This is a genomic window from Winogradskyella algicola, assembly GCF_005869935.1.
GTDB lineage: Bacteria > Bacteroidota > Bacteroidia > Flavobacteriales > Flavobacteriaceae > Winogradskyella > Winogradskyella algicola.
Genome location: NZ_SZQF01000001.1, coordinates 898,027 through 923,760, shown reverse-complemented (window position 1 = coordinate 923,760; position 25,734 = coordinate 898,027). Strand labels below are relative to the sequence as shown.

Genomic DNA, 25,734 nt, shown 5'->3' with positions numbered 1-25,734 from the left:
AGTTAATAATGAGTGCCATTTGCAGAACGAGATTAATGGAGTAAAAAGCTTCTTTTTCACTAATACTTCAAAATAAAAATTGACCATAACTAAGGCTATGCTAAATTTTTATTTCTCGTCTAATCAAAAAATCTATCTGTTTCCTATCATCAATCCAATTCTACAAATAGCACGATTAAACCAAAAGCCAAATAAGCTTCATTTTGTTGAAGCGTACTTAATAGAAAAATGTTATAAAGAAAATGCCGATTACAGATGAGTAATTGGTCTTGAGTTATCTATCCGAACCTGCAAGAAATGATTTGCGTGTTCAAGTAGAATTTAGCACCTTCTTAGTAAGTCTAAGGGTTGCTAAGGCTTCACAGGGTCTATTCCCTCCACCTTTCTTGATAACATTTCAGTAAGTGTTTTGAACTTTGTGAGCACAAATATTGCGATACAAAAATTTAAATTCAAAATTATTTCTGATATTTTTTAAATATTTAACAAAACCCAAAACACAAACACCAAACATAAGAATCTTAAAAACAAACACTTACACCCACCATTGATCAGTAAATAAAAAATTAAACCGTTAAGAATTTATGAATTCATTATCATTTGGAGTCTTTCTATCTTAATTAAAATCTTTATTTTTGCCAAGATTTATAAAGAGGAAAAATTTGTCTGATTGCAACCTCATTAAAAAATGCTAAAGCAGTTAGTTTTAGACTTCTCTAGCGACCAAGCAATCTTACAATTTTAAAACAACAAACCAAAAAATATAGGATTTATGCCATATTTATTTACTTCTGAAAGTGTCTCAGAAGGCCATCCAGATAAAATTGCAGATCAAATTAGTGATGCATTGATTGATAATTTTTTAGCTTTTGACCCAGAGTCTAAAGTAGCTTGTGAAACTTTAGTAACAACAGGACAAGTTGTTCTTGCTGGTGAAGTAAAATCTAACACCTATCTCGATGTACAACAAATAGCAAGAGACACCATAAACAAAATCGGATACACCAAAGGTGAGTATATGTTTGACGGTAACTCTTGTGGAGTAATTTCTGCAATACACGAGCAATCTGAAGACATTAACAGAGGCGTAGACAGAGCAAGTAAAGAAGAACAAGGTGCTGGCGACCAAGGTATGATGTTTGGCTATGCCACCAATGAGACTAATAACTATATGCCTCTCGCATTAGACATTTCTCATCTGATACTTAAAGAATTAGCTGCACTTCGTCGTGAAAATAAAGACATAACCTACTTAAGACCAGATTCTAAAAGTCAGGTAACTATAGAATATAATGACGATAATACACCACAGCGTATCGATGCCATTGTTATCTCTACACAGCACGATAACTTTGATACCGATGAAGCAATGTTGGCAAAAATCAGAAAAGATATTGTTGAGATTTTAATGCCACGTGTTGTTGCAAAAGTACCAGACCATATTAAACCACTATTTACTAATGACATTAAATATCACATCAATCCAACAGGAAAATTTGTAATAGGTGGACCTCATGGAGATACAGGTTTAACTGGTAGAAAAATAATTGTTGATACTTATGGCGGAAAAGGTGCACATGGTGGTGGAGCATTTTCTGGAAAAGACCCTAGTAAGGTAGACCGCAGTGCCGCCTATGCAACAAGACATATTGCAAAAAACTTAGTTGCTGCAGGTGTTTGTGAAGAAGTATTAGTACAAGTGTCTTATGCTATTGGTGTTGTAGAACCAATGGGGATTTTTATTGACACTTACGGCACTTGTCCATTCAATCTTACAGATGGAGAAATTGCTAAAAAAGTTTCAGAAATTTTTGATATGCGACCAGCAGCTATTGAAGAACGTTTAAAACTACGTCAACCTATGTACAGCGAAACCGCAGCTTATGGACATATGGGAAGGCATAACGAAGTAGTTACTAAAACCTTTCAACAACCAAATGGAGAACCAAAAACTTTGGAAGTAGAGCTATTTACATGGGAAAAATTAGACTATGTAGACAAAGTAAAAGAAGCTTTTGGCTTGTAATTATTGTCACTCATAATATTAAAAAAACTCTGATTATTAACTTAGTCAGAGTTTTTTGTTTATAACAATAAGGTAGGAATTTTTAAACTAGGATTGTTCTATAACTACAAGACCATTCAATTGGTAAACTTTTAACTAAATCAATTCATTATGAAAAGTATTAAAAACTTCCCAAATCTTATTTTAATCCTTTTATTCTCATTACTTGCAATAACATCCTGTCAAAACGATGATGATGGCATAGACAACAACGATCCACAAGAAAATATTCCAGATACCTTTTCTGAATATTTCGGAAATGACATTTCTCGAGACTTCATAGGATCAGTCATCGACAAAAACCATAATCCTATTGAAGGAGCAACCATTACTATCGGTAGCGAAACCGCAACAACGGACAGCAATGGTGTTTTTATGATTAACGGAGCTACGGTTAAACAACGTTTTGGTTATATAAAAGCCGAAAAAACTGGATACATTCACGCTTCACGTAGCGTTGTACCTTCCAACGGAACAAATAAAGTTACCATTATGATGCTAGAAGCTACAGTTGCTGGCTCTGTAACAAGTGGTACTTCTGGAACTGTTACAGCAACCGATGGAAGCTCTGTAAGTTTTGATGGAAACTTCATCAAAGAAGACGGCTCAACTTATGATGGTTCTGTGGATGTAATTTTACATCATTTAGATCCTGCCGATGACGATATGCCTTTACAAATGCCAGGAATGTTGTATGCTGAAAATGAAAATGGTGCTGAGCGTATGCTTCAAACTTTGGGTATGCTAGCTGTGGAACTCAGAGGTTCTGGTGGAGAAGATTTAAATTTAGCTGAAGGTTCAACCTCTGAAATCAAAGTTCCTGTAGATGCCAGTTTAATGAGCATTGCACCAAGCACAATTTCGCTTTGGTATTTTGATGAGACAAATGGTTATTGGAAAGAAGAAGGACAAGCAACTTTGCAGGGCAATATGTATGTTGGTACCGTTTCGCATTTTAGCTTTTGGAACTGTGATATTCCTGCGGAAGCTATTACACTTTGTGTTACCACAACAGATAACAACAATGTTCCTTTAGCCAACATGCAAGTATCTATTACAAGTGCAACATTTGGGACTACCTATGGCTATACTAATGAAAATGGTGAGGTTTGTGGTTATGTACCTAGCAATGAAAGCTTAGAACTAAACGTTTACAGCTATGATGTTTGTGGTGATACTGCATTACACACAGAAACTGTTGGACCTTTTACGGAAGACGCTAATACTGTGGTTATAGTCCCAGACAATCCAGATGTTATTCAAGAAACGGTCGTTGGAACATTTAATACCTGTGATGGTAATGCTGTAACGAATGGTTATGTACAATTAAGTTACGGAAACCAAACCTTTATAGATGCTGTGAGTAATGGAGAATTTGAAATTAATCTTTTACGATGTGATGACAATAACACTTTTGCTGTTGAAGCTAGTGACTACGTTAACTTACAAGTTACCGATAGTATAAGTTATACATTTACAACACCTTTAACAGACATAGGAACTATATCTGCATGTAATGCAGTCACTGAGTTTATAGAATATACGATTGATGATGGAGAGAGTACCATTATTTTTGAAAATATTTCTGCTAATTTCTATGCAGAAAGCCCTAATTATCCTGGACCTACAATAGATATTTTTGCATCTAGTAACGATCAAGGAAATTGTTTTTACATGTATGGTGCGCTTAATGAGCCTGATTATTTAGGTACTTATGATAATTACTCCTTTAATGGCACAGTAGGTGATACAGGCTTTTTTATTGGTGAATGCTTAAGTGTTGCTGATGAAAACAATGATATTTCCTATAATTTAACCGCTTTAGGCAATGTTGGAGAGTACATCGACATCAACTTCAGCGGCTCATATGAGGATTGGGATGGTAACGCACACACCATAAACGGAGTGGTTCATGTTTTAAGAGACAACTAATTATCTAATTATCATTATTACATAACAATAAAAAACGCTCAAATCAGAATTTTAAGATTTGAGCGTTTTTATTTATAAGAATTTTAACGCAACCCTTTTACACTTCTTGTATCTTCGATATATAAAACATCATCAATCATTACATGAAATCAACTGCATTAAAAGTATTTGTATTTCTTATTTGTATCTTTTTTATATCATCTAATAGTTCTGAAGATAAATTAAAAGAGCAAATTAATAACACAAATACATTAACCGAATACTTGGGAAAACCTATTGAGGTTAACTTTAAGGGCTCAATCGTCAATGACAATAATGAGCCTCTAGACAGTGTTACCGTAACTATTGGAAACCAATCCGTGCAAACGGATGCTCAAGGTAATTTTGAAATAAAAAAAGCAACTGCTCACGACAATTTTTTGCCAATAGAAGCTCAGCGCAAAGGTTACAAAAATGTCATCTTAAACCTAAATCCAAATACCAAAGACAAGAACATAGATATTACTCTTAAAAAAGAAGGTACCACTTGCCTCTTTTGGTTTTGCGAGCACAACCACAATCTGTCTACCGCCTCAAATTAGCAAAATAAACTAAGTTTCTACGCAACACTTTATTGATTTTAAATTAGAAGTCTTTTTTTAACAATTCTGCTTCAGTACATAACGAGTACTATGCATTAGCACTTATTAAAATAAAAGCCTTCTCCAATTCGACAAGCTCAGTGATCAAAGAGAAGGCTTTTTTTAATGTTATAAGGTGTACGTCAACCTTAAGGTAATAAATCGAGGTTGTATAAATGTTTCAGAACTAAAGACTGAAATAGTACCTGCACCATTGCTAATGTTAGAATCTTAATTAATGAGTTTAGATATCTTCGAAAAAAACCTTTATTAACAACTTTTTCCTTATCACGTAAGAAATTCCGTTTAAGTCAAAATCCTCTATTATAACTATTATTTATATATTACATAAAAAAGTTAAATAAAAATTTATAGTAAATGTTTCATAGATTTAAAGAATAAAAATAAATCTTATGAAGAAACTAGTATCAATGGTAATGTTAATATGCTTTAGCTTAACATTATCTTCAACATCAAAAACCATCAATCTTGAAAAGAATACAAGTATGGAAGCACCTAATCCGTGCTATGATGACTATGCAAATCACTATATGTTTGCAGAATTTGTCTATTATTCAATGTATGATAGTGGCGTTGGTGGAATTTTAGCAGAAGCATGGTTTACACTGGAAGTCATGGAAGCCAAATCAAATCTTAAAGCATGTCTTTATGGCTTATGATAGGATATAAAAAAAACAGCGATACAAAATAATATCGCTGTTTTTTAATTATAAAGTATAAGTTAACCTAAAGGTTATAAAACGTGGCTGGACAAATATTGTTTCATTTTCAACAAATATATTTGACGCGCTGTTATTTATGTTTGAATCGATATCCAAAATATTAGACGCTCTAAGCGAGTATTCCCATTTGGCATCTCTATGTTTTCTGTATCGTAAAGATGCATCCCAAGTTTTAAATACTTCTGTCTGTCCTGCACTCTCTTGCTCGTTGTAGGTAAACTCGGTTACAAATGTAAGTGCATCCCAAATGTACGCATCAAACTCTATTGATGGTGCTCTAGTTATGAACTTGGTCGTATTATTACCTTGATCATTATTTCGTTCTGTATATCTGTAACGTAATCTTACATTTGGAGCTTCCCTAAAGTTTGTTCTTAATTCTGGTGAGTAAGATTGTGTAAAACTCTCATTAAGTGATTGTCTTCCTTGAATAAACTGGTTTAGCTTGCTGTAATTAAAATTAGCTCCCATACGTGCTCTAATTTTACCAAAAGTACGTTCTACCCTACCAAAAACGGAAGCACTCTCATCGGCAAACTGCGAATTAAAAAATGTACTCGTTCTAATAACGCTTTCAAAATTAGTTAAAGAACGAATTTGATCTTCGTTTTTACTATAGTTAGCACCTGCAAATACGTTGGTATAATTAAACAAGTTAAAACTGCTGTAAAACAATCTAAAGTTATGAGATAAAGCATTCTGTAATTCTGGATTACCAAATTGTATACTGTTGAAGTTATTAAGCACTAAACCTTCAGCTATGTTGGTGATGTCTGTGAAGGTATTCGTCATGTTGTAGTTAAACTGTAATGCTTCACTCTTTTTAAACTGAATACGCGCTTCAAAATCTGGCAATACATTAAAGAAATTATCTTTGAATGTATCTCCGTTTTGAGTGTTCTGGTTGCTATAGGCATGGAAGGACACACCTGGTGTAAAGGTGAATTTCCCTGTCTTAAATCTGTAATGTACACCTAAATACACATCGCTAAAGCGATATTCTACATTGTTATTTTCTGCAGAAAGCATCTCGCCTTCATTTGTTATAGTTGGTGTTGGGTCTAGGCGCGTACCATCATCTAAGAACTGAAAAATATTAGAATTAAATTTTTGATTACTGAATATGGTACCTAAAGTTAGGTTGATATTACTTTTTGAATTCAAAATGTTGTAGTAATCTAACTTGGCATCTAACTGGTTACTTTTTACACGTCTTTCTTGGTTTATATTATAATTAAACTGATCTAAATTTAAACCTAAACCATCTGCTGTATCATCAAAAGCATCATTATCAGGATTGTCATTATTAGTTGGATCATTACCTAATAAAGCATTGTAAAATGGGTCTTCATCTTTAATTAAGTGCTGTGCTTCAAATGCAAAGATGTTATTTTCGTTTAGTGTGTAATAGTAATTTAAATTCTGATTAATACTGTAAGGATTCACTTGATCTACTTGATTGGTATTACCAACCACAGATGAAAATAAGTTCTGACGTTCTTCATCATCTGATGTGCGCGCTAATACATCATAGTCTAATTGATTATTTACGTTTGGTTTGTAAGATGCACTTAATTTAGCAATAAACTGATTTGTTGCTTCTCTACCTGTAGATTCAGTTGCTTCATCTGGCGGAATACTTGTAGATTCATCTATTGGTGTAGATGGATCATCTTCTACTTCAATATAATCGATGAAGCTTTCTTCGCGTGTTCTTAAACGACTACTATTATAAATTAAGAATCCGCTTAAGTCTAACGCTTTATTTGGGGAGTAACTAAAGTTAGCAGATGCTAATTTTGTCACCACTTCTTGTGCATTGGCTATACTGGTTAATCCACCAAGTCCGTTGTCTCCCAAATTAATACTTGTACCACTTGTTCTGCTAGGCAATCTAAATCCACCACCAAATCCTCTGAGGTCTCTATTGGTTAATGCTACCTCACCTATGTTATTCATATCACCAATAAGGTTGATACTGTATTTAGGACTGTAATAGAATAACTTTGGCTGTACCAAATACAACTCATCATTTGGTGAAGGTGCTGTACCTGCTCCTGCTGTAATATCACCAAACCAAAAGTTCTCTTTTCCTTCTTTGAGCTTAATATTTATAGCTACGTTATCTTGATTATTTTGCACACCTCTTAACTGACCTACTTCGGCATAATTACGAAGTACCTGAACTTTATCTACAGCATTTGAAGGGATATTTTTAGTTGCCAATTTGGTATCACCATCAAAGAAATCTTTTCCGTTTACCATAAGCTTACTTACGGTTTTACCTTCTACCTCAATTTGGCCATCGTCGTTAATCTCTACTCCTGGTAATTTTTCCAAAACATCTTCGAGCTTGCGTTCACTTCCATTTTTAAAGGAATCTGCATTATAAACAATTGTATCTCCTTTTACTGTTACAGGCATTTCGTAGGTTAACTCTACTGCATCCAGAGAATTATCTGGCATTAAAGTAAAGTCTTTTGTAATGTCAACTTCTGCTGTTGTTACAATTTCTTCGTATGATTTTAAGCCAATGTAGCTTACCTGAAGTTTATATTTACCATTTTTACCTAATGATAATACATATTTTCCTTTATCATTAGTAACAGCATAAGATTCTAAACCATTAGTTTCTTGGTTTATGGCTATTACATTTGCTAATTCTAAAGGCTCGCCTATACTATCTTTTACGATACCCTGCATTTTAATTTGAGCAAAAGAACTACTTGCTGCTACTAGAAATAGTAGCATAAAAAATTGTTTCATAAATCGGTTGTTAGTGTTTATTAATTTCTACCGCGACCACCACGACCACCTCTTCTTCCACCATACATTTCGCGCATTTCTTGCATTTTTTTGGTGATGATGTCGTTATATTCGGCTTTAGTTACTTCTTCTCCTTTATTAGGTTTTTCTATTTCCTCTTTTTCTTCAGGATTCATAACTATCTTGGTACATAGTATCGTAGTTCTATCAGCATTAATTTCTAAGATTAAACCTGGTAAGCCCCAATAATCATCAGGCCCTTGATTAATTGGCACTTGTGGTGTATACCATGCTACCACTTCAATGGTTTTTGGAACCTCAATTTCACTCATTGGGTCATCGTCTTTTTTAATAGAGTCATTCTTCTTTTCACCTTCTTTCTTGTCATTATCCCCATCTCTTCTACGTCTCATACTTCTCCAATCAAATTCATCTACAGTTTTTACAGCTGTAGCTTTAAAACATGTATACTGACCTATTTGTTTTGTCTCTGTACCCATTGTCCATTCTAAAGACTTTAATTCATCTTTGATTAAAAACTGTTTTCCAAAGAATTCTTGATCTTGTAGTAATTCTTTAGATTTTACATTTTTATATTTTGGGCCACCTGTAAAACTACTTGAAAAACTTCCCCATCCTCTTCCTGAGCCAGGCGCTTCTAGCTTTTCATCTTCTTTGTATATAGACTCCTGTTTATTAAAAGTTAAAATGTATTCTTTCTCAAGAAAACTTTTCATTCGCTCTTCTATGCGTTTCTTTTGTTCTGGTGTCATTTCTCGTCCTCCCCATTGATCTAAATCCATTGTGGTTTTAGACATATAATATGCCTTACCCTGAAAGTCTTGCTGAGCAAAGGCTGTCGTGAAGAAGCTTAATAAAATTAATGCTACTAAGTTTTTAAATAATCTTTTCATTCTCTAAGTTTAATCGTGGTTAACAACTATAAAAATATCGTACTAAGTTTACACTTAGACCTTTTTAGATGCTTTTTGTTTGTTTTAATTGCGTTAAACTTGTGTTAATAATTTATCCTCTTCGTCTACCCATACGATTATTTCTAAACTCCTTCATCTTATTTACAATAGTACTCTGGTAGTCTTGTTTAGTGATTTCTTTACCTTTATCTGGTGCTTCAATCTCTAGTTTTTCTTTTGGATTTAGTACTATTTTAGTGCATAATAATGTTGTACTACCTGCATTAACCTCGAGAATTAGACCTGGCAGTCCCCAATATTCTAATGGTCCGTGACCCACAGGAACTTGTGGTGAATACCAAGCTTCAACTTCTGTCATTGGAATATCTTCTTCCTCTTCTACTGCTGATACTTTAGTGCTTATTGAGTCGGTTTTCTTTTCGGCTTCAACGTTATTAGTCCTTAATCTACTCCAAGAAAAATCGTACCAAGTCAACTCACTAGTTGGAATAGATGCAGTGGCCTTAAAACAAGTGTAATTTCCGATTTGTTTGGTTTCCTTACCTAGTATCCAATTAATGCTCAGCAACTCATCTTTAACCAAAAATTGCTTGCCATAGAATTCTTGATTTTGAATTTGCGTATTGGTTTTTACATTTTTGTATTGTCTACCTGGTGAAAAGTTTTTACCCCAAGAATCTGTTGCTCCGGACATTGCATCTAGCTTTTCATCTTCGTAAAACAGAGCTTCTTCTTTATTGAAGGTTAAAATATACTCTTTTTCTAATCTGTTTTTTAACCTAGCAGCCACTTGCTTTTTCTGAGCTTCACTTAATCTATCTCCCCATCTTCCGAGTTCCATCTTAGATTTAGATATGTAAAATGCTTGTCCTTGAAAATCATCATTGGGATTATTGTGAGTTATGCCTCTTTCATTTTTTGCTAATTTTCCAAAAAAAATGAGTGCCAAAAGAACAAAACCTGTTTTAAAGAATAGTGATTTCATGATATCGATTTTAAATTTTGTTTAACGAATATATTATTTAATCAAACAAAATATGTCGCTTTACCATAAAATTAACATTGACAAGTATTTAGCCACCTATCCTAATTTCGATACTCTCCCCATTATCTCTTCCCTTTCTTGGCCTAAACCTCTCCATCATTTCTTTGGCTTTTTTATCCATGATTTCTTCGTACTTCTTTTGATTGACCACCTTACCTTTCTCAGGTTCTTTAATATCAATTTTATCTTTTGGATTTAGTACAATTTTACTGCACACTATGGTTAATTTACCGTCATGGACTTCTAAAATTAGACCAGGAAGCCCCTGGTAATTATCTGGACCGTTGTTAACTGGTATTTGAGGTGTATACCAAGCTGTAACTGTTCGTTCTTCCATTTCAGGTTCTTTCTCTCCCTCTTCTTCATTTTCACTATTAAAAACTACTCTTGGTTTTTCTACCATCTTAGTGTATGTTGCCTTGTAACATTGGTATTCTCCAATATACTTAGTTTCAGAACCTAGTTTCCATTCAATACCCTCTATACTATCTTTAACTAAAAAGATTTTTCCAAAAGTGTCTTTTTGATCAACAAAACGCTGATTTTTGGTATTCTTATATAAAATATCTGAACCTCCTGTTCCCATAATTTGAATATTAAACCCAGAACCAACATTTGGTTTGTCTAACGCTTCTTCTTGCTTGTAGACAGATTCTTCTTTATTGAAACTAAGTGTGAATGTCTTTTGAAATTGCTTCTTCATCATAGCTATCATTTTCTGATGCATTTCATCATTCATCTTTGTACTGTCTAGCTTAATATCTACTTGTCGCTGCGTCTTGTATGTTGCAACACCTTGAAAGTCTTGTGCATTAACAGCCGTAAAAACAGCCGTTAACGCCAAAACTACAACTCTAATGATTGTGGTCATTTTTGATTGATTTAATTATTGTAATATTTAATTGCTGATGATCTTAGTTTTGAAACTAAAGATAAAAATTCTTCTGGTTCGTTAGAATTACCTTCAATTTTATAGGTCATTGTAGCTTTTTTTCCGTTGGACATTTTAGTTCTATTACAAACCAGGCTAAATGAAATTTCTTCATTAGGATCAGACGCGTTCAAAATTTCTTTAATGTCTTCTACTTTAAAAGTTTTTTCAATGTCTTTTGCAGAATCTACTGTAACGACTACTTCTAAATTAGTAATTTTTGTTTGTGATAAATTGCCGATCTTTTCGTTTTGTGGATTCTGACTAAATCCTAATGTTACTAATACTAATGCTAAGCACGTTAATACATTTTTAAACATAACTGTTGTTTTTAATTGATTAATACACCACAAATATCTAGACTTAGTTTTGTTATTTGAGTTAACTAGTGTTAACGTGTGTTAACCGATTAATGCTAACTAGTTTTTTACATTTACTTTTGAAGTATGAACGATAAAAGATATAAATGGATTTTGTACACCATTGTAGCAGTAATAACAGTTACAATTGGGATACAGATTTTTTGGAATTACAAAAACTACCAATCTAATAAGCAACAGCTTATTAATGAGGTTCAGATAAGTTTAGACAAGGCTGTGGATGACTATTATGCAGCTATTGCAGAACGCTCTACAGTTGGAATTTTCCTAGAGGGCGAAAAACAAAAAAACCCTTTAAAAGAGGGAGGAGATATTGAAACATTTTTAAAAAATATCGATAAAGACTCTTTTGGATTTAAACAACTAGACCAGATTGATATTAATGACATTGAAGGTGTAACTGTACTAACAGGCACTAAGGCAGACTCTATGTCTAAAGTTATAGATGAGCAGATAAAACCATCTAAAGCAGAAGATTTTAAAAAGAAGTTAGACAGTATTAAGAAGGATAAAAACATTAAAGATATTTCAGAATTTGAAATTCTGACCAAAAAAATCGTTATATCTATAAACAATGATAGCTTGAATCTTCTTGAATTAGACAGCTTGGTTAAACAAGAATTTCTGAGAAAGAAGCTATACATAGATTATGATTTACATTTTAAAAAAGAGAAAAGCAAAGACTCAATAACTAATTTTAAAAACAAGCTTTACACCTCATCTAAATCTACTTTTTTACCAAAAGGAAGTCAACTAGATATTAGTTTTACTAATGAAACTAAACTAGTCTTAAAAAGAAGTTTGGTAGGTATTCTTATTTCGGCATTATTAATTGCTGCTGTAATAAGTAGTCTTTTTTATCTTCTAAAAATTATAAAACACCAAAAACAATTAGCTGAAGTAAAGAACGACCTGATAAGCAATATTACTCACGAGTTTAAAACACCTATTGCTACTATAGGAGTAGCTTTGGAAAGTATTAGCAACTTTAATGCTATTGAAGACAAAGAAAAAACCAAAAACTATGTAAACATGTCTTCTCAGCAATTAGAAAAGCTGAATCTTATGGTTGAAAAATTATTAGAAACTGCCACATTAGACAGTAACAAATTAGAACTCAACAAAGAATCGATAGATATTGTAACACTTCTCTACGACCTAACCAAACGTTATAAAATTCAGTTTCCTGATAAAGAATTTAACACAAGTCTTAAGGTTGAACACCTAGAAGCAACTATTGATGTGTTTCATTTTGAAAATGCTCTAAATAATATTCTAGATAATGCTGTTAAATATGGAGGTAACATTATTTCTGTGGATTTAATTCCGAAGGAAAAAAGTTTCGAAATTTTATTTTCAGACAATGGCAACACCTTATCTAAAGCTAATAAAGAACGTATTTTTGAAAAATTCTATCGTATACCTAAAGGTAATACGCACGATGTTAAAGGGTTTGGCATTGGGTTATACTACACCAAATCTATCATTGAAAAACATGGTGGAAGCATTGATATAAACTTAAGTAAAGATCTAACAACCTTTAAAATTACAGTACCAAATGGCTGAAAAAATAAAACTACTTCTTGCCGAAGATGAAGCTGCGTTAGGGCAAATTATAAAGGAAAGTCTAGAAACCAGAGATTTTGAAGTGCTACTTTGCGATAATGGTGAAAAAGCCTTTGAAAAATATCAGTCAGAGCATCCAGAAATTTTAGTTCTCGATGTTATGATGCCAAAAAAGGATGGCTTTACTTTGGCTAAAGACATCAGAGCCATTGACGATGCTATTCCTATTATTTTCCTGACTGCAAAATCACAAACAGCAGATGTCGTAGAGGGATTTTCTATTGGAGGAAATGACTATCTAAAGAAACCTTTTAGCATGGAAGAGCTTATCGTAAGAATTCACAATCTTCTTAATCGCACTAAAGTTCAAAAAACTTCCGAAAATTTAATCATTGGCAAATACACCTTTGATTTCCCGAAACAACAACTTTACTTTGAAAACGATGAAGCTATACAACTTACACATAGAGAAGCGCATTTATTATTTCATCTTATAAAAAACAAAAACAAAGTTTTAGACCGTTCACTTATTTTAAATAAGCTTTGGGGAACAGATGATTTTTTCTCTGCCAGAAGTATGGATGTTTTTATCACCAAGCTCCGAAAAAAACTCAAAAAAGACGAGAACTTGCAAATTATAAATGTTCGCGGATTTGGTTATAAACTTACTGATTAAGACCTTATACTTTTTTCTCTTACCGAATAAATTTCAGCATCTCTATTAATTCTTAAACCATCTAATTTAAAAAGATTCTGAAAGTAGTTCAGAATAATACAATCATTGGTGCAATTTTTGTATTTTTCTATCTTATATGAAGCATTTAATTTATTTTCTTTTTCTATTCAGTCTTACGCTCTGCGCCCAAGATAAAGTACAGATGCAGATTAAAGATTCAACCAAAATCAAGGTCAAATCTGTTTTTGGGATAGACACTTTCAGTACTTTATATTACGCTTCTAACGACAATACTTTTAACAAAAAAACAAAGGACACTACAATTACGTATGCCAATTTTCAACTAGGCGAAATCACAACAGCTAATACTTTTAATCCATTAAAGATTAATTTATTTTACAAGGATTTTAATACAGTTGTGATATTAGATAATCGTTTAGCTGAAATCTTTAAAGTAGACTTCAACACACTTCAAAATTATAAGAATGTCAGCTTTGTTTCTACAGGCTACGATAATACGCTTTGGATTTTTAATCAGGATTTACAACAACTAGAATTATACGATTATAAAACCAATAAAATCAAACAAAAAACGGTTCCAGTACAATCTGAAGTTTTGGATTTAAAAAGTGACTATAACAATTGTTACATGCTCACCGAAAAATATCTTTATATCTATAATTATTTTGGAAGTTTAATAGCAAAACACCCAAATAATGGCTACACAAGTTTAGCGTTTAGTAAAGCACATTTAGTTCTAAGAAAAGAAAATAATCTCTTTTTATTATCAAAAAACAGTGATGAAATAAAACCGATTGAACATCCAAATTTGTTAATAAGTCAGTTTTTGGTAACCAATGAAACCTTGTATATTTACCACGACGAAACTCTACGTCAGTACCAACTTAAACTACAATAAATTATGCATTTTGCCATTGCTGGAAATATAGGAGCCGGAAAGACGACGTTGACTAAAATGTTAGCAAAACATTATAAATGGGAAGCTCAATTAGAGGACGTTGTTGACAACCCTTACTTAGACGATTTTTACAACCAAATGGAGCGTTGGAGTTTCAATTTACAAGTGTATTTTCTTAATAGTAGATTTCGTCAAATAAACCAGATTCAAAATAGTGGCAAAGACATTATTCAAGATAGAACCATCTATGAAGATGCTCATATTTTTGCTCCTAACCTACATGCCATGGGTTTAATGACCAATCGCGATTTTGAGAATTATTCTTCTCTATTTGAATTGATGGAATCTTTTGTGAAAGGGCCAGACTTATTGATCTATTTAAGAAGTTCTATTCCTAATTTGGTGGCGCAAATCCATAAACGTGGTCGTGATTATGAAAACACTATTAGTATAGACTACCTAAGCCGACTAAATGAACGTTACGAAGCATGGATTTCAAAATACGATAAGGGTAACTTATTAATTATAGATGTAGACAATCTAGATTTTGTTGCCAATCCTGAAGATTTAGGAGGCATCATCAATAAAATTGATGCAGAAATTAACGGTTTATTTTAAGCTATAAAACCGTTTTCTCTGGCATGTTCAATGGCTTGAGCACTACTTTCTACCAATAAAACTTTGGTGGTTTTATAATTCTCAAAAAGAGCTTTTACTCTAAGCATTTTCTTTTTATGCTTTACACTTCTTAGGTAAATAGCTAAAATTCTTTCAGGAAATTCTTCTGCTATTTCCATATAAATATCAGGATCGTGTTCACCACTATCTCCAATTAAAATAAAAGGCAAACTTGGATAAGTATTTAATAAATTTAGGATTTCTCTTTGCTTTTGTGGTTTTTGATTTTGGGGTTGTTTTCGTAGTAGATTACTAAAATTTCTTAATAGAATTGGCCCTTTTGGAAAGTTGTGCTGTCTCAAAAACAATTCCAAATAGCGATATAAATTCCATGGACTATGGCTCACATAAAATATTGGATTAGTATTTTTACCAGATGCACCTCTATGTAATTTGTGATAAAAATCTGCGGCACCTTCTAGAGGAATTCGATTTTTCGCGTGTTTAAATACTGAGTTATAAATAACTTTCCATTTTAAAGTACTAACTACACCAGTATGTAAAATAGTATCATCTATATCGCTAGCAACACCAAACTGCGCTATGATTGAAGGAATTAATATTTCACCAGGAAACCTGTTATCGTTTTGTATTTTCCTTTTAATATTTTCATCGCTGTAGGAAAGCTCAAACGAAAGCCAATCCTCATCATTGGTTAGTTTTGATAGATCAGTCAGGTTTGCTTCGATCTTATAATAGCCATCTCTATCCGTTTCCCCTTTAAGAGTTATTCCGTTAGATAATTTAATACTTACCTCTACGTTTTTAATTTCATCTGTTTCAAAACGTTTCCAAGTATTAACGATAAGGTGCCAAGTATTTTGATTTTCTAGATCAATAGACTCATCTTCTAAAGCTCTACCACGTGCATAGAAATGCGTATCAGTACCATAGCCTTGAAATGCAATTATCTGTAGTGGATCTTTTGTAAACATCTATTAATCTTAATACGTAAAAATAAAAAAAGCCTCATCAATTGATGAGGCTTCGGTTTATAAATTTATCTTTTATTTCACTATTAGTTTTTTAGATAATCCTTTTGAATTATTAATCATATATATTCCTGATGCTAAATCTTCAACAGTTACGGATGAAGAGTTTTTAACCTGTTTAACCAAACGACCAGAAAAGTCATAAAGTTTATAATCATCAACTTTACTGAAATTAACTCTTGTGTTTGTAGGATTAGGGAACATACTAAAGTTGTTATTGTGGTTGTATTCTTCCAAACCTAAAGTTACATTATCCAAAGAATAAATAGAAAGTGTAGCACTTACTTCATTAGAGACAACAATAAGAGCCGTACCTGTTGGGCTGTCATTTTCATTCACAAAAACAATACCTTCTGGGCCTAAGTCACCGCCTTCTTGACCACCAGCGATAGCATCTCTGCTATTAAGATACTGGATAAAAACGGGTGCTGACGGGATTGTGACATCATATATCATAACACCACCTATTCGCTCCAACAATACAAACGCATAGTAACTACCGTTGATTTCCTCAACAATGACGCCTTCTGGCTCAGGGCCTTTATTGTCGCTTCGGTTTTTGAAACCGTTGTTACTATTACTCGCGTTGAAAATAGCACCATATGTTGGATGCGCTGCAGTGATGACCTCAAAATCATTACCGCTATCAGAAACAATAGCTCCAGTACTCGCGTTGAATATACTAAAAGAACGACCACCATAGACATGAATTTCCTCAAACTCAGCATCACCATCTGTGTTACCCGAAGCATTGGAAATATTGATATCACCAAGATTAGTTTCTAAAGCTAAAATGGCTGAATTGCTAAAAACAGCAGCATCTAAAGTATAATCGCTATCATCAAGTTTACGCTCCTCTTCATAAGTAGCATACTCCCTAGCATCACCTTCATTAGCCGTAATGATATAACCTGTACCGCCAACATTGAAGTAATCTATTGCATCTGGCATGTACATACCGAAAATTGGCCAAGAGGCATTAAAGATAAAATCGGTTTCATCGCTAGTATCTAAAGAATTTACTACCAAGCTGTGGTCTTTCAATCCGAATGAAGTAACACTAACAACAGTGTTTGTGTTCAAATCTACTGTCGCCATTGCATTGTTTTCCTGGAGCGCAACATACGCCATCATGTTATCGTCTGAAACCGTGATGTATTCTGGCTCTAAATCCTGAGATACTGTTGCGCCAGGCCCAAATATTCTTACATCATTCGCCAACAGGTTTGCCAACTGAGAATCGAAAGCATTGAAATTTATATTTGTCACTGCACTTTGATTAATACCTGCCAAACCACCAGTAACGTCTATAACAGAAATACTGCCTTCTGGATCTATCGAATAATCATCATTTGGTTCACCTTCGTTTGCTGATAACAATTTAGTACCATCTGGTGTGAAGGTGATCATATCAGGCAAACTTCCAACAGTCACAGTAACCGAGTTGTTCCCATCAATATCTGAAAATATTACAAATCCTGGATCAGTGGCAGGATCAGCAGCCACAGCAGCGGCCAGAATACCATTGCTTACAGCAACACTTTGAACACCATCTGTATTTGGAGGAAGACTAATTGAACTTATAGCAGTAATATTACTTGGATCAGAAAAATCCAAGACCTCTATACTAGAGTCGTTGGTTACAAATAAACGCTGAGAAGCTGGATCATAAGCCGTAATTTCGGCTGTTCCAGTTGGATCAACGGTGTAGCTAGCTAGGTAATTAGCATCTAAAGCAGTGGTATCTTCAGCAGGTACTACAGTATCATCGTCTAGAATATAGACCGAAAATAGCGATTCACTTCCTAAAGAGGCATCTGTAGGGTTCTGAAGACCTAGCACAAAATAAAGATCGCTACCATCATCTGTATTATCTATTATAGGAATGGTAACGGTTTGGTCGTCTGTAATTCCCATTGGAAATGTTAAGGTTTGTGGAGCAGATAAATTAAAGTCTGTACCTTCTGTAGCAGTCCCACCAGCCATAAGAGCTACTTCAACAGTAACATCAGTTGCAGGTGCTTCAGAAATAGAAACGGTAATAACGATGTTACCAGCATTTTCTGCCACTGAGGCAAACACTTCAGAAAACTCTAATTCTACTGGTGTGCCAGTAGCTAAAGCATTACCTGGAGAGCCAATATTTGGCGTATCCATTAAATCACCGCCAAGCGCATTAGTTGCTACAGCGTTATTGGCATTACCGATGGTACTAAAAGCAGCCAATTCTACATCATAAGATTGTCCGTCATTGGCAGAAGTATCTGGATAAGACGCTGTAGCCAATGGTACTGAAAGCGTGGGATCACCAGACCAAATATTTACAGCATCACCTCCTCCGCCAAGGCCAGCACCATCAGTAAAACCAATAGCAACACCAAATAAATCCAAGACTTCACTCCAAATGTTTATAAACGTACTGACTTCACCTCCTGCATTGTCTGTAACCAACACAATAGCGTAGCCACCAGCAGGAATACTAGAAATCCCTTGAATAAGGTCTGCTGTCGTAGCATCTGCCGATTCGTCATCATAAAATAAATCATCATTAACGCCTGATGTCCATGCTACTGCACCATCATTTCTAATTTCGAACCAGTCTGCTGTGAGGTCATCACCTTCTTGACCTGGAAATATTTCAGTGATTGTAAAGACAGGATCGGTAGGTAGTACATTTCCTGGAGAAGCAATATTTGGAACATCATTAGCGCTTCCGCCTAAAGCCTGTGTAACAGTTGCGTTGCTCGCATTTCCTACTATACTAAAAGCTGCCAGCTCTAAGTCATATGATTGCCCATCGTTTGCAGAAGTATCTGGGTAAGACGCGATAGTAATAGGTGATGTTGTTAACGGATCACCAAGCCAAAGTGTAACAGCATCTCCACCACCACCTAGGCCAGAACCATCAGTGAAACCTATTTCAATACCTGTTAGGTCTACAACTTCTGACCAAACTGTCGAAAAATTAGCTACTTCACCTGCGGCATTATCTGTGATTAATATAATTACACGCTCACCAGGCTGAATATCGCTAATGCCTTGAATTAAATCTGCAGTCGTGGCATCGGCAGACTCATCGTCATAGAATAAATCAGAATCAGTACCAGATACCCAAGCCGCACTGCCTGTGTTGTGAATCTCGAACCAGTCTTCGGTTAAATCGGTTCCTGATTGTCCTGAAAAAATTTCTGTAACCTCTAAATTTGGCTGTGCAATGACAATCCTAGTATCGAGATCCGCACTTGTCTCCGCGAGGTCGTATGCAGAAGTATTATCTGGGTGAAAGGTGGACATAAACTCTGCAACAGCATCTTGCTCGCTACCCGTATAACTAAACGTACCGTTGAAACCTGGATCGTTGGCTAAGTCTGCATCTGGAAAATCTACAGTTTCACCAAAACCAGTACCGCTGTAGTAGTTGATTCTGTTTGGCGCACTCAAAGCAGCAAATGGATAGCTGTCGCCGCCATTAGCCAAAAAGTTTAAGGTCACCATATTAAAAGTTGTTCCTGTTGGTGCAACGTTTATTCCGTTTTCGACGACAACAACATCGTTCATTGGGTTAGTATCTCCTCTATCAACCACCAAACTCACTAGCCTGTTACCAGCGGGCTGGTTAGGATTGTAAACAAAGCTCATACCACCAACTTGCGGAAAACGTCCTGGCGTAGCACCTGGAGCCACTTGAGCTAGACCATGCTCAATTATATCAACAAGTTCATCTGCTGTTAAAGTTAATCTTACAAGTCCATTATCAAAACGAAGTGTCGCTCTCAGGTGGCCTTCGGAAACGCCATTGTTAGCTGGAGGTGAAAAAACAATATCATTAGGATCATTAGAACCTGCAGGAAGCAGAGCAGAACCGATTTCGGTTCTTAAGCCACCACCATTTTTGAGTGAAACATCTACAGGAGCATCGGTTAAGGGATTAAGCAGGTTGGCATACCACAAATTAGCATCTGCAGTAAGATTACCTAAATTAGTTTCTTGCGTTCTTACTTGAGATCGTCTGCCATCGAGATATACGCTAGAATATCCAACAATATTATTGTACTGCGCACTGATGACGCCTTGTACCGCATCTCTTAGTGCAACAACCGTAGAATTTGGGGTTGCACCTATTGCATTTATGAAGGACTCGTTAGCTGGGTAAGCACCATTTAGTGTATTATCTAGTGCGGTGATATCTATTACTCCATTAATATCAAATTCAACAACGAGTCGTCCTAAATATTTATAATCTCCGTCAACATTGACAACCAAAACAGGATTACCTGATGCATCACTAGTTTGAAACGGATAAGGCTCGCTAAATGCGTTGTCCGTAACTAAAGTATTACTAAATAAAGTATCGTTGCTATCACCCATACGTGTGTTAGAGCCACCAGCCACAATAACATCTACTCCATCTAAAAGTGTAGCTAATTGCTTTTCAATACTTATGGACTGCATATGTGCTAAAAGAATAATTTTGTTTACTCCAAGAGCTTCAAGTGCATCCACACTAATTTGAATCTCCGCAGCTAATTGTGCTACACTTGAGCCTGGCATGGGTGATATAGTTAAACTACCAAGCGAGGTAATATCTGGAAAGCTAGGCACGACTGCACCTACAATACCGATAGTCTCTCCATTTACAGTTGCTAGGGCATATTTGGCCACTTGACTACTAAGATTGGAAATATTTTCACCATCGGCACCTATAACACCAGAAAAATCTCCATCTGCAGAAAAATCAATATTGGATGCCAACCAGGGAAAAGTAGATCCTGGAAAGGTTACTCCATTGGAGGACTCGCTACTAAACGCAGCATCAAAAAGTTCTCCAGGGCCTTGATCGAATTCGTGATTTCCGAAGGCAGATGCATCTACACCAAAAGCATTGGCAAAAGCAATGTCTAAATGACCAGGCTCATTGCTACCAGATAGTGAGCGAACAGTTGTGTTTTCTGCAGCATAAAAACGCGGTCCTGGTATAATGAGGTCTCCAGAGGTAACAGTTAGTGTATTACTGCCATAGTTAGGATCGTTTTGAAAGTAGTTGATAAGTGCCGAGAACTCATCTACGGCATCAAGGGCACTTTCCTCATTACCGTCAACATCTGAATAATGTAATAGCTGTAATTCGAAATTCTGTGCAACCGAAACTGCACTAGAAACTAAAAACAAAATAAGGGTAAAACCCTTGATTTTTGAGAGGGTATTTTTTTTCATAAAGCTGGATTAATTTAATTTAAGTAAAATTACTATTCAATTAATCTCAGCTTGTTAGATAGAGGTTACTATATCGTAAAACAAAAAGCACCTCAAGAGGTGCTTTTCAAAATGAATTTTAACTAAAGTTTACTCTTTAGTTATGTTAATGTTTTCTATTACTTTTTCGACATTATCAGCTTTACTTTTTACACTTGCTTCAAAAGCATCTAGTTCTTTTTTTACTTCAGCTTCAGTGCCTTCAAAAATTATAACTTCAGAAACCTTTTCACCGTTTTTAATAGTAGAATAGTTTACTGTAGCTTTAGCCATGTCTTTAGATTCAATTGTCATTTCTATAGAAACTTCATCTTCGTTATTAACCAAACCTTTTTCAGAAGTATGTCCTCCTAAAATTGGAGCAATTACTAAACCTACTAAACACGTTAATTTAATTAAAATGTTCATAGAAGGTCCAGAAGTATCCTTAAAAGGATCACCAACAGTATCACCAGTTACAGCAGCCTTATGAGCATCAGAACCTTTGTAAGTCATTTCCCCATTAATTTCTACACCTGCTTCAAAAGACTTTTTAGCGTTATCCCAAGCTCCTCCTGCGTTGTTTTGAAAGATTGCCCACATTACACCACTTACACAAACACCTGCCATGTAACCACCTAATGGTTCTGCACCAAAAACTAAACCAATGATTACTGGAGTTATTATAGTGATAAGACCTGGCAATAACATTTCTCTTAATGCTGCTTTTGTAGAAATATCTACACACTTCGCATATTCTGGTGTCCCAGTTCCTTCCATAATACCAGGAATTTCTTTAAACTGGCGACGTACCTCTTGTACCATTTCCATTGCAGCTTTACCTACAGATTGCATTGCCAAAGCAGAGAAGATTACCGGAATCATTCCACCAACAAACAACATTGCTAACACATCAGCCTTGAAAATATTAATACCATCAATACCTGTAAACGTAACATAAGCAGCAAACAGTGCTAAAGCTGTTAAGGCAGCAGAAGCAATAGCAAAACCTTTACCTACAGCAGCTGTTGTATTACCAACAGAATCTAAAATATCTGTACGCTCACGAACGTGAGGTTCTAACTCGCTCATCTCAGCAACTCCACCTGCATTATCTGCAATAGGTCCAAAAGCATCAATAGCTAACTGCATTGCTGTTGTAGCCATCATAGCAGAAGCAGCTAAAGCTACACCATAAAATCCTGCCAAGGCATAAGACCCATAAATTGCAGCTGCAAATAAGATTACAGATAAGAATGTAGATTTCATACCTACAGCTAAACCTGCGATAATATTCGTTGCAGCACCTGTAGAACTATTTTTAACAATATCTAAAACTGGTTTTTTACCTAAAGATGTATAATATGCTGTAACCATAGAGATTAAAGCGCCAACAGCCAATCCAATCATTGCTGCATAGAATACGTGACGAGAAGGAATCATTTTTACTCCCTCACCGAAAAATTTCATTTCCATAGTCATTGGAAGCATCCAACGGATTAAGAACCAACTTGCAACAGCAGTAATTCCTATCGATACCCAATTACCCATATCTAGGGCTCTTTGAACCTGAGCTTCTTTAGCATCGTTTGAAGAAATTCTCACTAAGAATGTTCCTATGATTGAAGCTAATATACCAACACCAGCTATTACTAAAGGTAGTAAGATTGGTCCCATGTTATTAAATGCATCTGTAAACTGAGTTGTCGCAGACATATCTTTAATTACATAGTTTCCTAATACCATTGCTGCTAATACTGTTGCAACATAAGAACCAAATAAATCTGCTCCCATACCAGCAACGTCACCAACATTATCTCCAACGTTATCTGCTATAGTCGCTGGGTTACGAGGATCATCTTCTGGGATACCAGCTTCGACCTTACCTACTAAGTCAGCACCTACATCTGCTGCTTTGGTGTAGATACCTCCACCAACTCTAGCAAATAATGCAATTGATTCAGCACCTAAAGAGAAACCTGCTAAGGTTTCTAAAACAACTGTCATTTCGTTATAGAAATTTCCACCTTCAGTCATGAATTGACCTAAGAAGATAAAGAATAATAAACTTAAACCTAAAACTGCTAGACCAGCTACACCAAGTCCCATTACTGTACCACCACCAAAAGATACTTTTAAAGCATGTGGCAAACTTGTTTTTGCTGCTTCTGCAGTACGTGCATTTGCTTCTGTAGCAATACGCATACCTACATTACCTGCCAGTGCAGAAAAAACAGCACCTATAATAAAAGCAGGAATAATCATTACGCTTGTTGTATCTACAACCTGGGATATTCCGAATAGTGCAGCTGATGCTATAATTACAAATACCAGCAATAAACGATACTCAGCTCCTAAAAAGGCAAGAGCACCTTCTTTAATTGCTTTTGATATGTTTTGCATTTTTTCATTTCCTGCATTTTGCTTTTTTACCCATGACATTTTCACAAACATAAAAAGCAATCCTACGATTGCTAGTGCCATTGGTACAAAAATCATATTTGATTCCATATATTTATTGAGATTAGTTATTCGCTTTCAAAACTGGGCAAAAGTAGTAAATTAATGTTAATAGAAAAACCCTTTTACTGTCAATGTAAAAGGGTTTATACATTTAAAGCCAAGATTTAACTATATCGTAAAATCTCCGTTAGATTTATGATGGCTGTCATTATAACGCTCAATACATTTTTTTACAATATCTCGAGCTTCTTCTGCATCTCCCCAACCACCTACGTCAACTTTTTTCTTTTCTAAGTCCTTATAAACTTGAAAAAAATGTGTTATCTCATCTAATCGATGAGGGTTAAGATCGCTTATATCTTCCTTTAAACTCCAAATTGGATCTGATACAGGAACACAAACCACTTTTTCGTCAGGACCTTTTTCGTCAGCCATATGAAACACACCAATAGGTTTCACCTCCATTACACACATTGGAAATGTTGGCTCATGACCTAAGACCAGTACGTCTAAAGGGTCACCATCCAAAGCTAATGTCTTTGGAACAAATCCATAATCACCAGGATACATCATTGATGAAAACAGCATCCTATCGAAACGGATTTTCTTCAACTCAAAATCATATTCATACTTATTACGGCTTCCTTTTGGAATTTCTATTAAAACGTCAAAGGTTAATTGTTGTTCTTTTGTCATTATCATATACTTATTAGGTGCAAATATATAACTTCGTCCTAACTAGACCTACTTAGAAAATTATTAATACCTATGGAATAGAGATAAAAAAAAAGGAAGTACTTTTTGACTTCCTTTTTTTAATACCAAATTACTGAGGTATTTGATCAAAAATATTTTCTGGTATTAAAGATAATGCTACGTATTTGTCATCTTGTGGAGTTAAAGTAGTAATGTATGTAAAAGTCCCTACTGGTGAACCAACAGTTAAATCTATACGACCAAAATGATTGTATCTATCAATACCATAAATTACACCATATTCACTTGTTTCTAGTGTTCTTATTCCATCTAAATATTCATCATTAGGAAAGTTTACTTCATCCAACTCGATTATTTCCATAACCTCACCATTTAAATTAGAAACTATAACCTCATCGTATCTGGTTATCAATAGCTCAGTACCATTGCTGGTGTACTCAATTCCCATTCCTTCATATAAATCTAAATCGTTTCCTTGCCATAATAGAGGTTCAAAATTATTAAAAGAACCATCTTGATTTAACCAAATTAAACCTTCATTTGCTTGCGAATTATCATAATCATCCCAATACACGGTACCAATTAATTGATTATTAAACAGTTCTAAACCTGGTATAGCATACCAATCATCGTCTAAATTATCGTTAAGCATCGTCGCTTCTAGTGTTGAAGGATCTATAGAAAAAATAGCTCCATTATTTGAATTGGATCGAGAACTTGCATAAATGGTATTATTATCTGGATTATAAACTATATCTCTCAGACCTTCTAATACTTCACCGTTATACGAAAAAGAGCCAAGTGAAGTTAAACTTCCGTCATTAACATTTATTGCTGAGAATATCCCAGTGTTTGAATTGTGAACCACCATGATATCATTTATAATAACTGGTGGATTATCATCGTCATCACTACATGCCACAAAAGCTGTAACAAATAGCAACATTGCTAAAAATTTTACTAGTGTTTTCATACCGTATATATTTAAAGATTAATAACATTTTAATACTCTAAATATATAAGGTCAAGCATAATTAGAAAATGATTACAGTCAGATTATTCCTATAAAATGAT

At 34.7% G+C, this 25,734-nt stretch carries 18 protein-coding genes and 1 riboswitch; of the genes, 8 read left to right on the top strand and 10 right to left on the bottom strand.

What is annotated here, in order from left to right; translation table 11 throughout:
- Window positions 1-271 precede the first annotated feature (271 nt).
- A riboswitch (SAM riboswitch) is annotated at window positions 272-396 on the bottom strand.
- 376 nt (window positions 397-772) lie between these two features.
- From metK to FC091_RS03965, 4 genes are all read left to right on the top strand, one after another.
- The gene (gene metK, locus FC091_RS03980; RefSeq protein WP_138432973.1) at window positions 773-2,026 is read left to right on the top strand and encodes a methionine adenosyltransferase; all 1,254 of its coding nucleotides are present in this window, start codon (window positions 773-775) and stop codon (window positions 2,024-2,026) included.
- A gap of 150 nt (window positions 2,027-2,176) precedes the next feature.
- Entirely contained in the window at window positions 2,177-3,997 is a 1,821-nt protein-coding gene (locus FC091_RS03975; RefSeq protein WP_138432972.1) for a carboxypeptidase-like regulatory domain-containing protein, read from the top strand.
- A gap of 143 nt (window positions 3,998-4,140) precedes the next feature.
- Window positions 4,141-4,578, top strand: coding sequence for a carboxypeptidase-like regulatory domain-containing protein (locus tag FC091_RS03970; RefSeq protein ID WP_138432971.1), 438 nt, complete (start codon window positions 4,141-4,143; stop codon window positions 4,576-4,578).
- Between the two features lie 452 nt (window positions 4,579-5,030).
- Window positions 5,031-5,297, top strand: coding sequence for a hypothetical protein (locus tag FC091_RS03965; RefSeq protein WP_138432970.1), 267 nt, complete (start codon window positions 5,031-5,033; stop codon window positions 5,295-5,297).
- Window positions 5,298-5,345: 48 nt separating this feature from the next.
- On the opposite strand, the gene FC091_RS03960 is transcribed toward FC091_RS03965, so the two are convergent.
- From FC091_RS03960 to FC091_RS03940, 5 genes are all read right to left on the bottom strand, one after another.
- Complete coding sequence (locus FC091_RS03960) at window positions 5,346-8,126, bottom strand: TonB-dependent receptor (protein WP_138432969.1); 2,781 nt, start codon at window positions 8,124-8,126, stop codon at window positions 5,346-5,348.
- 20 nt (window positions 8,127-8,146) lie between these two features.
- Window positions 8,147-9,040 carry a GLPGLI family protein gene (locus FC091_RS03955; RefSeq protein ID WP_138432968.1) on the bottom strand — a complete coding sequence of 298 codons (894 nt, stop codon included), beginning with the start codon at window positions 9,038-9,040 and terminating at the stop codon, window positions 8,147-8,149.
- 112 nt (window positions 9,041-9,152) lie between these two features.
- Window positions 9,153-10,046 (bottom strand): GLPGLI family protein, encoded by an 894-nt coding sequence (locus tag FC091_RS03950; protein WP_138432967.1) that lies wholly within the window; start codon window positions 10,044-10,046, stop codon window positions 9,153-9,155.
- Between the two features lie 88 nt (window positions 10,047-10,134).
- Complete coding sequence (locus tag FC091_RS03945; protein WP_138432966.1) at window positions 10,135-10,977, bottom strand: GLPGLI family protein; 843 nt, start codon at window positions 10,975-10,977, stop codon at window positions 10,135-10,137.
- An 11-nt stretch (window positions 10,978-10,988) separates the two neighbouring features.
- The gene (locus FC091_RS03940; protein WP_138432965.1) at window positions 10,989-11,357 is read right to left on the bottom strand and encodes a hypothetical protein; all 369 of its coding nucleotides are present in this window, start codon (window positions 11,355-11,357) and stop codon (window positions 10,989-10,991) included.
- Window positions 11,358-11,483: 126 nt separating this feature from the next.
- Between FC091_RS03940 and FC091_RS03935 the strand changes: the two genes are divergently transcribed.
- From FC091_RS03935 to FC091_RS03920, 4 genes are all read left to right on the top strand, one after another.
- Window positions 11,484-12,983, top strand: coding sequence for a sensor histidine kinase (locus tag FC091_RS03935; RefSeq protein ID WP_138432964.1), 1,500 nt, complete (start codon window positions 11,484-11,486; stop codon window positions 12,981-12,983).
- A complete protein-coding gene (locus FC091_RS03930) occupies window positions 12,976-13,659 on the top strand; it encodes a response regulator transcription factor (RefSeq protein ID WP_138432963.1) in 684 nt (227 codons plus the stop codon). Before FC091_RS03935 ends, FC091_RS03930 begins: the two co-directional genes overlap by 8 nt.
- 202 nt (window positions 13,660-13,861) lie before the next feature.
- Entirely contained in the window at window positions 13,862-14,578 is a 717-nt protein-coding gene (locus tag FC091_RS03925; protein WP_246035790.1) for a hypothetical protein, read from the top strand.
- 3 nt (window positions 14,579-14,581) lie between these two features.
- Entirely contained in the window at window positions 14,582-15,196 is a 615-nt protein-coding gene (locus FC091_RS03920) for a deoxynucleoside kinase (RefSeq protein ID WP_138432961.1), read from the top strand.
- On the opposite strand, the gene FC091_RS03915 is transcribed toward FC091_RS03920, so the two are convergent.
- The 5 genes from FC091_RS03915 to FC091_RS03895 form a co-directional block, all read right to left on the bottom strand.
- On the bottom strand, window positions 15,193-16,191 hold the full coding sequence (locus FC091_RS03915) for an App1 family protein (RefSeq protein ID WP_138432960.1): 999 nt from the start codon (window positions 16,189-16,191) through the stop codon (window positions 15,193-15,195). The genes FC091_RS03920 and FC091_RS03915 overlap by 4 nt on opposite strands.
- A 72-nt stretch (window positions 16,192-16,263) precedes the next feature.
- The gene (locus FC091_RS03910) at window positions 16,264-21,462 is read right to left on the bottom strand and encodes a choice-of-anchor I family protein (protein WP_138432959.1); all 5,199 of its coding nucleotides are present in this window, start codon (window positions 21,460-21,462) and stop codon (window positions 16,264-16,266) included.
- Between the two features lie 129 nt (window positions 21,463-21,591).
- The gene (locus FC091_RS03905; protein WP_138432958.1) at window positions 21,592-23,991 is read right to left on the bottom strand and encodes a sodium-translocating pyrophosphatase; all 2,400 of its coding nucleotides are present in this window, start codon (window positions 23,989-23,991) and stop codon (window positions 21,592-21,594) included.
- A 120-nt stretch (window positions 23,992-24,111) separates the two neighbouring features.
- Window positions 24,112-24,639, bottom strand: coding sequence for an inorganic diphosphatase (locus FC091_RS03900; RefSeq protein ID WP_138432957.1), 528 nt, complete (start codon window positions 24,637-24,639; stop codon window positions 24,112-24,114).
- Window positions 24,640-24,769: 130 nt separating this feature from the next.
- Window positions 24,770-25,633 carry a hypothetical protein gene (locus FC091_RS03895; protein ID WP_138432956.1) on the bottom strand — a complete coding sequence of 288 codons (864 nt, stop codon included), beginning with the start codon at window positions 25,631-25,633 and terminating at the stop codon, window positions 24,770-24,772.
- Between the last annotated feature and the right edge of the window lie 101 nt (window positions 25,634-25,734).